Here is a 12,837-nt window from a genome sequence, read left to right as displayed (position 1 = left end):
TGTGGCATCATCATCCGACATGAGTCTCGCCACCCGTTGCCCCGCGTGCGGCACGGCCTTCCGCGTGGTGCAGGACCAGTTGCGGGTGTCCGGCGGGTGGGTCCGTTGCGGCATGTGCCAACAGGTCTTCAACGGCCTGGAGGCCCTGATCGCCGAGCCGACGGAGCTGGCTCAGAGCCCGCCGCCCGCAGCACCGCGGTCACCGCCGCCCGCGGCAGCGCCCGCCCCTGCACCACCATCGACAGCGCAAACGCCAGTCCCTGAGCCCGCGCGCAGCGTGATCCCCACCGGCGAGGCCTGGGAGGCCGACGCCGGCTGGTCGATGTTCGGTCCTGGCGTAGGCGCGGCCGAACCCGCAGGCGCCGACAGCCTGCCTGCGCCCTCACTGCCGCCGTCGGATTTCGACCCGGTGCTGCGCGGCGTCACGCTGCCGCCCGGACACAGCGGCATCAGCACCTTCGGCGAGATCACGGCAGCCACTGCCCGGCGCAGCCCACCCACCCAGCCGCCCAAGGACCTGCGTGTCGATCCGCCGCCATCGGGCCGGCGCCGTCGACGCAAGCCGCAGTTCATGCGCCAGGCCGAGCGCGAGGCCCAGTGGCGCACGCCCGCGATGCGCGCCGTGCTGGGCATCACCGCCGCGCTGCTGGGTGGCGTGCTGCTGCTGCAGGTGGCTCACCACGAACGCGACCGCCTGGCCGCCCACTGGCCTGCCAGCGTGCCAGCGCTGCAGGCGTGGTGCGAGCGGGTGCGCTGCCGCCTTGAGCCGATCCGCGCCATCGAGCAGCTGGCGATAGACAGCAGCACGCTGCAGCGCACGGCCGCGCCCGATGTGCTGCGCTTCGAAGCCGAGTTGCGCAACCAGGCCGCCCACCCGGTGCGCGCGCCGGATCTGGAGCTCAGCTTCACCGACAATCAGGGCCGCCTGCTGGCCCGGCGCGTACTGCCGGCACAGTCGCTGGACGCACCGACCGGCGGCATCGCCGCCGACGCACACTGGTCGGTGCGCGCCGAGCTGCGTGTGCGCGAGCTGCCGGTCACCGGCTTCAGCGCCGAATTGTTCTACCCCTGACACGGGCCTGTGAGCCCGCACTGCCATGGCCAGTCTCGTCTGCGGCTCTCTTGCCTTCGACACCATCACCACCTTCGGCGGCCGCTTCGCCGAGCAGATCCTGCCCGAGCAGGTGCACATCCTGAACGTGTCCTTCCTGGTGCCCACGCTGCGCCGCGAGTGGGGTGGCTGTGCCGGCAACATCGCCTACACGCTCAAGGCCCTGGGCGGCGAGCCGGTGGTGATGGCCGCGCTGGGCAATGACGGCGCCGACTACCTGGCGCGCTTCCAGCAGCTGGGCATCGACACCTCCTGCGTGCTGCAGGTGGCCGACACCTACACCGCGCAGGCGATCATCATCACCGACGCCGACAACAACCAGATCACGGCCTTCCACCCGGGCGCGATGCAGCAGGCCCACCAGATCGAGCTGCCGGCGCGCAGCGACCTGCGCCTGGCCATCATCGGCCCCGACGGCCGCGACGCGATGATCAAGCGCGCGCGCGACCTGGCCGCCGCCGGCATCCCCTTCGTCTTCGACCCGGGCCAGGGCCTGCCGATGTTCGACGGCGCCGAGCTGCGCGCCTTCATCGCCCAGGCCAGCTGGGTGGCGGTGAACGACTACGAAGGCCGCATGCTGTGCGACCGCACCGGCCAGAGCCTGGCCGAGCTGTCGCGCTCGCACCTGCGCGGCGTGATCGTCACGCTGGGCCACGAGGGCTGCGATGTCTGGGTAGGCGGCGAGTGCACCCGCGTGCCGGGCGTGCCGGCCACCGCCGTGGTCGACCCCACCGGCTGCGGCGACGCTTTCCGTGGCGGCCTGCTCTACGGCCTGGAGGCCGGCTGGGACCTGGTGCGCTGTGTCGAGCTGGGCAACCGCCTGGGTGCACTGAAGATCGCCCAGCGCGGCGGCCAGAACCACCAGATCGACCGCGCCGCACTGGGGGGCTCTGACGCTGTGGGATCAGGCGCCGGGCAGGCAGCGACCCAGCCAGGCCTGAACCGCGTTCAGCGGCACATCGACCTCCAGCTGCTTGCTGCGCGAAGCCGGCCCGCGCTTGAGGCGCACCGCGCGTCGCGGTAGGCCCAGCTCACCCGCCACCCAGGCCACCAGTGTGTCGTTGGCCTTGCCGTCCACCGGCGGCGCGGCCAGGCGCACGCGCAGCGCGCCGTCGTGCAGGCCGACGGCTTCGGTCTTCTTCGCATTGGGCACCACCGACACGCTCAGCACACAGGCCTCGGCGCCGTCGGCCCGCACGCATGGCCACAACGCTGGGCTCATCGGGTGGACGGTTGAACAAGAAAAAAGCCCGGCCGAGGCCGGGCTGCGGTCATCGGGCCGCGGTCACCCGCGGCCGTCAGCCTCAGGGCTTGTTGCCGGTCGGGAAGGGCCAGGCAGCTGCCGGGCTCAGTGCCGTCTTGGCCGCAGGCGCAGGGGCAGCAGCAGGGGCAGGGGCAGCGGCCTTCTTGGCCGCCTTCTTCGCCGCCGGCTTCTTCGCCGCAGGCTTGGCAGCGGCCTTCTTCGGCGCGGCCTTCTTGGCAGCCGCGGCCTTCTTCGGCGCAGCGGCCTTCTTCGGCGCGGCAGCCTTCTTCGGGGCAGCGGCCTTCTTCGCCGGTGCCGCCTTCTTGGCCGGAGCCGCCTTCTTCGCCGGTGCCGCCTTCTTGGCCGGAGCCGCCTTCTTCGCCGGTGCCGCCTTCTTGGCCGGAGCGGCCTTCTTCGGGGCAGCCTTCTTCGGAGCGGCGGCCTTCTTCGGGGCCGCAGCCTTCTTCGCCGGGGCCGCCTTCTTCGGAGCCGCCTTCTTCGGGGCAGCGGCCTTCTTCGCCGGGGCGGCCTTCTTCGGGGCGGCCTTTTTCGCAGTTGCCATATCAAACTCCTTGATCAAGTTGCAAGAACACCGGTCCGCTCGATACAGGCCGGCGATTCATCGACCGGAGGTGGGAGGGTGGCGAAACCACCGACCGTCCCCCGTACCGATGAATGGGGTGTGGCACGGACAGCTGCTTCGCATGGCAGCCTGATTCCGCACCGGGAATCTCGATCCATCATCAGCTGGAGCCCACAGCCTGCGGCCCCCGAAGGACCGCCAGGACATCAGTCCCAGCTCAGCGCGCCACCGGATTGGTATTCGATGACGCGGGTTTCAAAGAAATTGCGTTCCTTCTTCAGGTCGATCATTTCGCTCATCCAGGGGAACGGGTTTTCCTCGTTCGGGAAGAGCGGCTCCAGGCCGATCTGCGTGGCCCGCCGGTTGGCGATGTAGCGCAGGTAGCCCTTGAACATCGAGGCGTTGAGCCCCAGCACGCCGCGCGGCATGGTGTCCTCGGCGTAGCGGTATTCCAGCTCGACGGCCTTTTCGAACAGCGTGCGGATCTCGGCCTTGAACTCGGGCGTCCACAGCTGCGGGTTCTCAAGCTTGATCTGGTTGATCAGGTCGATGCCGAAGTTGCAGTGCATCGACTCGTCGCGCAGGATGTACTGGTACTGCTCGGCCGCGCCGGTCATCTTGTTCTGCCGACCCAGCGCCAGGATCTGCGTGAAGCCGACGTAGAAGAACAGGCCTTCCATCAGGCAGGCGAAGACGATGATCGAGCGCAGCAGCGTCTGATCGGCTTCGAGCGTGCCGGTCTTGAAGGTCGGGTCCATGATCGCGTCGATGAACGGGATCAGGAACTCGTCCTTTTCGCGGATGCTGGCCACCTCGTGGTAGGCGTTGAAGATCTCGCCCTCGTCCAGGCCCAGCGACTCGACGATGTACTGGTAGGCGTGGGTGTGGATGGCTTCTTCAAACGCCTGGCGCAGCAGGAACTGGCGCGCCTCGGGGGCCGTGATGTGGCGGTAGGTGCCCAGCACGATGTTGTTGGCGGCCAGCGAATCGGCGGTGACGAAGAAGCCGAGGTTGCGCTTGATGATGCGGCGCTCGTCTTCGGTCAGGCCGTTGGGGTCCTTCCAGGTCGCGATGTCACGCGACATGTTCACCTCTTGCGGCATCCAGTGGTTGGCACAGGTGGCGAGGTACTTTTCCCAGGCCCACTTGTACTTGAACGGCACCAGCTGGTTGACATCGGTCTGGCCGTTGATGATGCGCTTCTCGGCCACGTTGACGCGGCGCTCGCTGCGCGCGACCACCGACGACGCGGCGGTGTGCTCGGCATGCGCCGCCGCGGCCACAGCGTGAGAAGAAGGAGAGGAGACCGCGGCCCGCGCGCTGCCGAGAGCTTGTTCGGGCGCGGTGCGAGGGACAGGTGTCGGGACGGTGCGAGAGTCGTCTTCCCAGACCAGCATGTGCGTGTTTCCTATGGGTGCGAATTATCGGAGTGTTGTGTTCAAACACCAAGCACTTATTGACATCGTCGCGACATCGTTGTTGCCGATGTGCATCGTGCTCGGTGTCTGTTCACGCGAGGTCACTGGCAGGCTTCGCAGGTCGGATCGTCGACGCCGCAGAACTTGATGTCGGTGGCCGGCGAGGCATCGGCCGCGAGCATGGCCTGCGCCTGCTGCGCCGCGGCTTCAAGCGCCGACAGACCACCCACGCCGCCACTGCTGGGCACCGCGTTGAGCGCCCCCGCGCTGATGGTCGACTTCTCGGCATGCGTGGCCGCCATCGTGCGCAGGTAGTAGGTGGTCTTCAGGCCGCGCACCCAGGCCAGCTTGTAGGTGTCATCCAGCTTCTTGCCCGACGCGCCAGCGATGTAGATGTTCAGCGACTGCGCCTGGTCGATCCACTTCTGGCGGCGCGACGCGGCCTCGACCAGCCACTGCGCCTCGACCTCGAAGGCGGTGGCATAGAGCGACTTCAGCTCCTCGGGCACGCGGTCGATGCGGCGCAGCGAGCCGTCGTAGTGCTTGAGGTCCATGACCATCACCGAGTCCCACAGGCCCAGCTTTTTCAGGTCGCGCACCAGGTACTCGTTGACCACGGTGAACTCGCCCGACAGGTTGGACTTGACCGACAGGTTGCCGAAGGCCGGCTCGATCGAGGCATCAACACCGATGATGTTGGAGATGGTGGCCGTGGGCGCGATCGCCACGCAGTTGCTGTTGCGCATGCCGTGGGCGGCGATGCGCTGGCGCAAAGCGGCCCAGTCCATCGTCATGCTGCGGTCGACATCCACATAGCCGCCGCGCTGTTCGGCCAGCAGGTCCAGCGAGTCGATCGGCAGGATGCCGCGGTCCCACAGCGAGCCGCGGTAGCTGCTGTAGCGGCCGCGCTCGGCGGCCAACTCGGTCGAGGCCCAGTAGGCGTAGTAGCAGACGGCTTCCATCGAGCGGTCGGCAAACTCCACCGCGGCCTGGCTGGCGTAGGGCGTGCGAAGCTGGTAGAGCGCGTCCTGGAAGCCCATGATGCCCAGACCCACCGGGCGGTGGCGCAGGTTGGCGTCGCGCGCCTTCTTGACCGCGTAGTAGTTGATGTCGATGACGTTGTCGAGCATGCGCATCGCCACCGTGATCGTCTTCTTCAGCTTGGCGTGGTCGATCTGACCGTCCAACAGATGCTGGGCCAGGTTGACCGAGCCGAGGTTGCACACCGCGATCTCGTCATCGCCGGTGTTCAGCGTGATCTCGGTGCACAGGTTGGACGAGTGGACCACGCCCACGTGCTGCTGCGGCGAGCGCACGTTGCAGGCGTCCTTGAAGGTGATCCAGGGGTGGCCGGTCTCGAACAGCATCGAGAGCATCTTGCGCCACAGGTCCTTGGCCGGCATGCGCTTGAAGAGCTTGATCTCGCCGCGGTCGGCCTTGGCCTCGTAGGCGGTGTAGGCCTTTTCGAAGGCAGTGCCGACCAGGTCGTGCAGGTCGGGACAGGTGCTGGGGCTGAACAGGGTCCAGTCGCCGCCTTCCATGACCCGGCGCATGAACAGGTCGGGGATCCAGTTGGCGGTGTTCATGTCGTGCGTGCGCCGACGGTCGTCACCGGTGTTCTTGCGCAGCTCCAGGAACTCTTCCAGGTCCAGGTGCCAGGTCTCCAGGTAGGCGCAGACCGCGCCCTTGCGCTTGCCGCCCTGGTTGACCGCCACCGCGGTGTCGTTGACCACTTTCAGGAAGGGCACGACACCCTGGCTCTTGCCATTGGTGCCCTTGATGTACGAGCCCAGCGCGCGCACATTGGTCCAGTCGTTGCCCAGGCCGCCGGCGAACTTGGACAGCAGCGCGTTCTCCTTGAGGGCCTCGTAGATGCCGTCCAGGTCATCGGCCACGGTGGTCAGGTAGCAGCTGCTGAGCTGCGAGCGGCGGGTGCCGGCGTTGAACAGCGTGGGCGTGCTCGACATGAAGTCGAAGCTGGAGAGCACCTGGTAGAACTCGATCGCGCGGGTCTCGCGGTCGATCTCGTTCAGCGCCAGGCCCATGGCCACGCGCATGAAGAAGGCCTGCGGCATCTCGATGCGCTGCTCGTCGATGTGCAGGAAGTAGCGGTCGAACAGCGTCTGCAGGCCCAGGTAGTCGAACTGCAGATCGCGGCTGGCGTCCAGTGCGGCGCCCAGCTTGGCCAGGTCGAACTGCATCAGCTTGTCGTCCAGCAGCTCGGCCTCAACCCCCTTCTTGATGAACCTGGGGAAGTACTCGGCGTAGCGCGCAGCCATCTCGGCCTGGGTGACTTCCTCGCCCAGGATCTCGCGGCGGATGGTGTGCAGCAGCAGGCGCGCGGTGGCGCGGGTGTAGGCCGGCTCCTGCTCGATCAGGGTGCGGGCAGCCAGGATGGCGGCCTTGTAGACCTCGTCGATCGGCACGCCGTCATAGAGGTTGCGGCGGGTCTCGGCCAGGATGGGCTCGGGGCGCACGTCGGCGCCCAGGCCGGCGCAGGCGGATTCGACCAGCGACTGCAATGCGGCCTCGTCCAGCGGCACGCGCTGGCCCTTGTCGGTGACGCTGAGCTGGTGCGAGATCGCGGCCTCAGCCACCTGGCCCTGCTTCAGACGCTCCTGCGAGCGGCGCTCGCGGTACAGCACGTAGGCGCGCGCCACCTCGTGGTGACCGCCGCGCATCAGGCCCAGCTCGACCTGGTCCTGCACGTCCTCGATGTGGAAGGTGCCGCCGCCCGGGCGCGAACGCATCAGGCCGCGCACCACCAGCTCGGTCAGGCCGTCCACCGTCTCACGCACGCTGGCCGAGGCCGCGCCCTGCGTGCCATGCACCGCCAGGAAGGCCTTCATCAGCGCGATCGCGATCTTGTTGGGCTCGAACGAGACCACGGCGCCATTGCGGCGGATGATCTGGTAGCCCTGGTAGGCGCTGGCGGCGGCCTGGCTGCTGGTGGCGGCGGGCGTGGCCAGGCGCGCGGCGGCGCCGGTGTCGGTCAGGCTGGACGGGACAGCTTGCATGGATTCCCCTCAGTTGGATGTGTCGGTGTGGAGGGCGCGGGGTCGCGCACGGAAGGTGCCGTTGGGAGACGGCCGGCAGGGCCGTCGATCGCTCAGGTCAGGGACGGGAGGCGTCGGTGCCGGTGTCTCATCGTCGTCGCAAGCCACCGCGGCCCGCAGGGGGCGACGCGCTGTCCTGTGGCGGCCCCGATGGGCGTGTGTGGCACGCGGCAACGGGGTGAACAGGCAGGGCGAGGTGGCTCATCGACGTTTGGCTGAAGGCCGAAGGTTAGCACAAGGGGACACTATATCTGGGGGTCCGGAGCACCTCAAGCACTACCGATAGCGTGCTTCCACGCCCTTGACGACCAGCCGGAAATGGCCTTGCGATCACACCGCACGACGGCGCACACAGCGCATCGCCGGCACACGCCCACCATCTGCGGTGCGGCGGTCACCAACCCAGTCAGGGCGCGGCTCGCGCAGCGAAATGCGCCGCCAGGCCTTGTGGCGCGGGGCTGTGCGCGGTGCGCATCAAGCCTGGCCGAGGATCTCCGGCGCAACCTGCGCTCGGCAGCCCGCCAGGCTTGCGTGCAGGCGGGCCCAGTCGAAGCCCACGCCCGGGTCGGCCTTGCGCCCCGGCGCCACGTGTTCATGGCCGACCACGTCGCCAATCGGGTGATGCCGAGCCAAAGTCCTGATCAGCGTCGACAAAACGCTGTACTGGTACGTTTCGAAACACTCTCCCTCGAGACCCTCGAGCTCGATGCCGATCGACCAGTCATTGCAGTTGTCGCGGCCGCGCCAGCTGGAGCGGCCGGCATGCCAGGCGCGTTCGCGGGTGGACACGAACTGCAGCAATTCGCCATCGCGGCGCAACAAAAAGTGCGCCGAGACCTGCAGACCGCGCAGCGTGTCGAAGTAGGGGTGCGCGTCGCAGTCCAGGCGGTTGGTGAACAGGCGCTCGATCGCGTCGCCGCCGTACTGACCGGGCGGCAGGCTGATCGAGTGCAGCACCAGCAGGCTGGGCTCAACCTGTGGCGGGCGGGGACCGACATTGGGCGAGTCCACACGGCGTGCGCCGCCCCACCAGCCGTCGCGCCAGCGGGGCGCGCTCACCGCTCGCCAGCCTCGTCGCCCGCAACGTTCTCGGAGATGCCCAGCCGGGCCATGCGGTAGCGCATCTGCCGCAGCGACAGGCCCAGGCGCGCGCCCGCCGCCGTGCGGTTGAAGCCGTGCTGGTGCAGCGCGCGCTCCAGGATGCGGCGCTCGACATCGTCCAGGTGGCGCGCCAGGTCGCCGGGCAGCGACTCGTCGTGCGCCGTCGCCACCACGGCCGGGGTGCCGGCCGGCGCGCTGGTCTCGGGTTCATCGTCCAGCAGCGAGCGGCCCACCAGCTGCTCGGGCAGGCCCAGATCCAGCGGTGTGATCTCGTCGCCCGCCGACAGCGCCACCGCGCGGTGCAGCAGGTTCTCCAGCTCACGCACATTGCCCGGGAAGGCGTAGCTGGCCAGGCGCTCACGCGCGGCCAGCGCCAGTACCGGCGCCGGGCTGACGCCGGCCTCGGCAGCAATGCGCTCAAGCAGCACATCGCAGATCAGGCCCAGGTCCTCCATGCGCTCGCGCAGCGGCGGCACCGGGATGCGGATCACATTCAGCCGGTAGAACAGGTCCTGGCGGAAGCGGCCCTGCGCCACCTCCTGCGCCAGGTCCTTGTGGGTGGCGCTGACCAGACGCACGTTGGTGGGCTGTTCGGCGGTGGCGCCCACCGGCCGCACAGCGCGCTCCTGAATGACTCGCAGCAGCTTGCTCTGCATCGCCAGCGGCAGGTCACCGATCTCATCCAGGAACAGCGTGCCCCCGGCCGCAGCCTGGAAGAAGCCCTCGCGGTCTTCGGTGGCGCCGGTGAAGGCGCCCTTGCGGTAGCCGAAGAACTCGGCCTCGAGCAGGGCCTCGGGGATGGCGCCGCAGTTCACGGCCACGAAGGGGCCGCTGGCCCGCGCGCTGGAGTCATGGATGCCGCGTGCCACCAGTTCCTTGCCAGTGCCCGACTCGCCATGCACCAGCACCGGCGCCATGCTGCGCGCCACCTTCTCGACCAGCTCGCGCACCTGCTGCATGCCGCCCGAGCGGCCCGCCAGCCGCTGCAGCGGCCCGCCGCGCGACGGCACCGCGCCCGCAGCGGCCGGCGCCACGCGGCCCATGGCCGAGGCCACGACGGTGCGGAACTGGCGCAGGTCCACCGGCTTGGTCAGGTAGTCGAAGGCACCCACCTTCAGGGCCTCGACCGCGTTCTCGGCCGAGCCGAAGGCGGTGACGACGATCGCCTTCTCGTTGCGCCGCTGCTTCTCGAGCCAGCGCAGCAGGTCCATGCCGCTGCCGTCGGGCAGCCGCATGTCGGTGATCACCAGGCGGAACGGCGACTGGGCCAGCGCCTCCAGCGCCTCGCCCACGGTGGACGCGGTCTCGACGCTGTGGCCTTCGCGCAGCAGCGTCAGTTCGTAGAGGGTCAGCAGGTCCGGCTCGTCATCGACCACCAGCACCCGCCCGGCAGCGGCATCGTTCATAGGTAGAGGCGGCCGCCGGCATCGATCGGTGCGCTGCGCATCACCACCTGGAACACGTTGGCATGGCGGTCACCGGGGCGGCGCAGGTAGTCGATGCTGGCGCCGTGGCGCTCGCAGAGTTCACGGCAAATATACAGGCCCAGCCCGGTGCCGCGGCTGCGGGTGCTGTGGAAGGGCTCGAAGAGGTGGGCCTCGACATCGGGCGCGATCGGCTCGCCGTCGCTGGCCACGCTGATGCGCACCAGCGCGTCGCCCAGTACCTCCAGGCTCAGGCGCACCGCACCGGGCTCGCGACTGGCGTGGCGCAGTGCGTTCTCCAGCAGGTTGATCAGCACGCGGCGCAGGTGGTCGGAGTCGAACACGCCGCCCATGGGCTCGCCGGGCAGACGCACCTGCAGCCGGCTGTCGCTGCCCAGCACCACACCGGCGGTGCGGGCCCATTCGCCACAGATCGCTGCCACCTCGGCGCACAGGTCGATCACCCGCGAGGGCACGGGTGCCGACGGCGCCACCTCCATCACGTCGTTGACGATGCGCTTGAGGCGCTCGACGTTGTCACTGATGATGCGCGCCAGACGCTGCTGGTCGGCGGGCAGGTCGTCTTCCTGCAGCAGCGCATTGGCCTGCGAGATGGCGGCCAGCGGGTTGCGGATCTCGTGCGCGATGCCGGCCGAGATACGACCCATGGCCACCAGCCGCTCCTGGCGCTGGCGCGCCAGCACGTTCTTGAGCTCCTCGACGAAGAGCACCGCCAGCACCTCCTCGGCGCCATCGTGGCCGTCGCCGGCGCGGCGTGTGAAGCGGGCCCGCACCCGCACCGAGCGCGGTGACTCGCGGTCGAAGGCCAGCGTCAGGTCCATGCCACCTGCCGGCCATTGGCCGTTCTCATAGGCCGACTCGATCGCGCCCAGCAGCGGCAGCCAGCCCCGTTGGCCATGCAGTGAAAACGGCGCGCGCGGACAGCGATCGCCCTCGGCCAGCAAGGCGCGCGCGGCCGGATTGGCAGCGCGCACGCCGCCGCGGCCGTCGACCACCAGCACGCCGTCGGTCATTTCGTCGATCACCAGGCGGTTCAGCTCGGCCTGCTGCAGCGCCAACGACAGGTTGTGGCGCGCCGAGCGCTCCTGGCGCGCCAGCCGCGTGGCCAGTTCGCCCGCCAGGATGGCGATCATGAACAGGCCAATGCCGACCAGGCCCGCCTGCGACAGCAGCGCCGGCAACTCGCCCGGCGAGGCCTTCAGCGCACTGGCGGCCAGCAGGCCCAGGGCCGCCAGCGAGGCCGTGGCCAGGGCGATCGTGCGGCTGCTGAGGATGCCCGACATCAGCGCCGGCAGCACCAGCAGCGCCGCGTGGCTGAGACTGCCGGACGGCGCCAGCCAGTGCATCGCGCCGAAGGCCACCAGATCCCAGGCCACGGTGGCCCACCACAGCCAGCGGTTGTTGACCACATGGGCCAGGCTGCGCACCCGGGCGCGCAGCCATTGCCAGCACAGTGCCGCCTCCAGCAGATTGGCCACCACCAGGATCAGCGGCACATAGCGCAGCGAACCGTTGTCGATCACCGCGATCTGCGTCAACAGCAGCGCCACGCCGATGACCACCCGGGCCGCGGTGTAGCTGCGCAGCACCCGCAAGCGGGTGCCCGCCTGCTGCAGGTCGGGCGCGCCGCCCGCCTCGCCGGCGCGGGCCAGGCCGCTGAGCTGGCTGCTGTCACCAAAACCCGGGCCGAAGCCGGTCAGCCCGTCCTCAGCCAAGTCCGGACCCAGACCCAGCGCGCCCAGGCGCGAGTCATCGCGGTAGACCGGCGCGCTGCGCGAGCGGCTCACCGCGCGCTCCCGCCCGCAGTCATGGACGGGGCCCCAGGTGACGGTGCTCGGCACCGCAGAAGGCGCGGCCCTGCTCGTCGCGCCAGGCCTCGCCCTGCGGCAGCATCAGGCCGCAGTGCGCGCAAGCACACATGGGCGTGGGAGCCGGCGGGGGTACGGGCGCGGACGAGGCGGGCGGCGGCACCGGCCGCGTCGGGCGCTTCTGGCGCGACAGCCACCACTTCACCGCGATCACCAGGACCGCCAGGGTCAGCAGGAACTTCATGCGACCGGGCGGTGCAGCAGCACCTCCAGCACGAAGCGCGAGCCCACATAGGCCAGCAGCAGCAGCAGCGTGCCCGCATACAGCCAGCGCGTGGCCTGGCGACCGCGCCAGCCGCGCCACAGGCGCCCAGCGATCAGCGCCGCAAAGGTGGCCCAACCCAGCAGCGACAGCACGGTCTTGTGGTCACGCCAGCTCCAGTTGGGCGAGGCCAGGCCCAGCACCAGCGCCAGCGTCAAGACCACAAAGCCCGCCTCAACGAAGCGAAAGGTCAGACGCTCCAGCTTGAGCAGCGGCAGCCCCAGCGCGGTGGCCGGCCCCGGACCCTTGCCGCGCAGGCGCTGGTCGGCCGAGTCCAGCATCAGCGCATGCAGCACCGCCGCACCGAACAGACCGTACGAGGTGAGACCCAGCACCCAATGCAGCGGCGCCCAGCGCGAATGGGCGACGGCACGCACCTCGCCAGGGAACAGCCAGGCCAGCGCCACCGCGGCCACGCCGCACCAGGCCAGCAGGCGGCGCAGCTGGCCGACCGGCATCAGCCGGCTTTCGATGCCATGCACCCCCAGCACCAGCCACAGCGTGAACGACAGCACCGGCGCGAAACCAAGCCGCAGGCCGCCGTGGCTGCCCAGAAAGTCGGCCCCGGCCAGCAGCAGCAGACCGTGCAGCAGCCAGGCCGCCGTCAGCGCCTGCGCCGGCCAGCGCTGCCCCTCGGCCGCGGGCAGGCTGGCCAGCAGGTAAGCCAGCACGGCAGGCGGCGCCAGCCAGGTCACGGAGGCGGCAGATAAAATCATGCGCAGAGTGTACCGGCGCCCCCGCACGCCCGAC

General features: G+C 69.6%; 11 protein-coding genes. 2 read left to right on the top strand and 9 right to left on the bottom strand.

Annotation, left to right across the window (positions count from 1 at the left end; all coding sequences use genetic code 11):
• The first annotated feature begins 19 nt into the window (after nt 1-19).
• Entirely contained in the window at nt 20-1,072 is a 1,053-nt protein-coding gene (locus KAK06_RS02725; RefSeq protein WP_210800267.1) for a zinc-ribbon and DUF3426 domain-containing protein, read from the top strand.
• Between the two features lie 25 nt (nt 1,073-1,097).
• Complete coding sequence (locus KAK06_RS02720; protein WP_210800266.1) at nt 1,098-2,135, top strand: carbohydrate kinase family protein; 1,038 nt, start codon at nt 1,098-1,100, stop codon at nt 2,133-2,135.
• On the opposite strand, the gene KAK06_RS02715 is transcribed toward KAK06_RS02720, so the two are convergent.
• The 9 genes from KAK06_RS02715 to KAK06_RS02675 form a co-directional block, all read right to left on the bottom strand.
• The gene (locus KAK06_RS02715; protein WP_210800265.1) at nt 2,016-2,333 is read right to left on the bottom strand and encodes a DUF167 domain-containing protein; all 318 of its coding nucleotides are present in this window, start codon (nt 2,331-2,333) and stop codon (nt 2,016-2,018) included. The two genes, KAK06_RS02720 and KAK06_RS02715, sit on opposite strands and share 120 nt — an antisense overlap.
• Nucleotides 2,334-2,415: 82 nt before the next feature.
• Nucleotides 2,416-2,916 carry a histone gene (locus tag KAK06_RS02710; RefSeq protein WP_210800264.1) on the bottom strand — a complete coding sequence of 167 codons (501 nt, stop codon included), beginning with the start codon at nt 2,914-2,916 and terminating at the stop codon, nt 2,416-2,418.
• Between the two features lie 227 nt (nt 2,917-3,143).
• Nucleotides 3,144-4,334 carry a ribonucleotide-diphosphate reductase subunit beta gene (locus KAK06_RS02705; RefSeq protein ID WP_210800263.1) on the bottom strand — a complete coding sequence of 397 codons (1,191 nt, stop codon included), beginning with the start codon at nt 4,332-4,334 and terminating at the stop codon, nt 3,144-3,146.
• Nucleotides 4,335-4,456: 122 nt separating this feature from the next.
• Nucleotides 4,457-7,372, bottom strand: a complete 2,916-nt coding sequence (locus tag KAK06_RS02700; protein WP_210800262.1) for a ribonucleoside-diphosphate reductase subunit alpha — start codon at nt 7,370-7,372, stop codon at nt 4,457-4,459.
• Nucleotides 7,373-7,885: 513 nt separating this feature from the next.
• On the bottom strand, nt 7,886-8,470 hold the full coding sequence (gene ampD, locus KAK06_RS02695) for a 1,6-anhydro-N-acetylmuramyl-L-alanine amidase AmpD (protein WP_210800261.1): 585 nt from the start codon (nt 8,468-8,470) through the stop codon (nt 7,886-7,888).
• Nucleotides 8,467-9,918: a sigma-54-dependent transcriptional regulator gene (locus KAK06_RS02690; protein WP_210800260.1), complete on the bottom strand. Its 1,452-nt coding sequence runs from the start codon at nt 9,916-9,918 to the stop codon at nt 8,467-8,469. Before KAK06_RS02690 ends, ampD begins: the two co-directional genes overlap by 4 nt.
• Complete coding sequence (locus KAK06_RS24480; RefSeq protein WP_210800259.1) at nt 9,915-11,744, bottom strand: sensor histidine kinase; 1,830 nt, start codon at nt 11,742-11,744, stop codon at nt 9,915-9,917. The genes KAK06_RS02690 and KAK06_RS24480 overlap by 4 nt, the downstream gene beginning before the upstream one ends.
• A gap of 19 nt (nt 11,745-11,763) precedes the next feature.
• Nucleotides 11,764-12,009, bottom strand: coding sequence for a PP0621 family protein (locus tag KAK06_RS02680; protein ID WP_210800258.1), 246 nt, complete (start codon nt 12,007-12,009; stop codon nt 11,764-11,766).
• Nucleotides 12,006-12,803, bottom strand: a complete 798-nt coding sequence (locus KAK06_RS02675) for a cytochrome C assembly family protein (RefSeq protein WP_210800257.1) — start codon at nt 12,801-12,803, stop codon at nt 12,006-12,008. The genes KAK06_RS02680 and KAK06_RS02675 overlap by 4 nt, the downstream gene beginning before the upstream one ends.
• Nucleotides 12,804-12,837: the final 34 nt, after the last annotated feature.

The organism is Ideonella aquatica (assembly GCF_018069755.1).
GTDB lineage: Bacteria > Pseudomonadota > Gammaproteobacteria > Burkholderiales > Burkholderiaceae_C > Ideonella > Ideonella aquatica.
This window is presented reverse-complemented; position numbering and strand designations above follow the sequence as displayed.

Bases quoted from the DNA above. Each gene is read 5' to 3' on its own strand.
- KAK06_RS02705 (WP_210800263.1), bottom strand. From the start codon at position 4,334: ATGCTGGTCTGGGAAGACGACTCTCGCACCGTCCCGACACCTGTCCCT.
- KAK06_RS02675 (WP_210800257.1), bottom strand. From the start codon at position 12,803: ATGATTTTATCTGCCGCCTCCGTGACCTGGCTGGCGCCGCCTGCCGTG.
- KAK06_RS02690 (WP_210800260.1), bottom strand. From the start codon at position 9,918: ATGAACGATGCCGCTGCCGGGCGGGTGCTGGTGGTCGATGACGAGCCG.
- KAK06_RS02720 (WP_210800266.1), top strand. From the start codon at position 1,098: ATGGCCAGTCTCGTCTGCGGCTCTCTTGCCTTCGACACCATCACCACC.
- KAK06_RS02680 (WP_210800258.1), bottom strand. From the start codon at position 12,009: ATGAAGTTCCTGCTGACCCTGGCGGTCCTGGTGATCGCGGTGAAGTGG.
- KAK06_RS02715 (WP_210800265.1), bottom strand. From the start codon at position 2,333: ATGAGCCCAGCGTTGTGGCCATGCGTGCGGGCCGACGGCGCCGAGGCC.
- KAK06_RS02700 (WP_210800262.1), bottom strand. From the start codon at position 7,372: ATGCAAGCTGTCCCGTCCAGCCTGACCGACACCGGCGCCGCCGCGCGC.
- KAK06_RS02725 (WP_210800267.1), top strand. From the start codon at position 20: ATGAGTCTCGCCACCCGTTGCCCCGCGTGCGGCACGGCCTTCCGCGTG.
- KAK06_RS02710 (WP_210800264.1), bottom strand. From the start codon at position 2,916: ATGGCAACTGCGAAAAAGGCCGCCCCGAAGAAGGCCGCCCCGGCGAAG.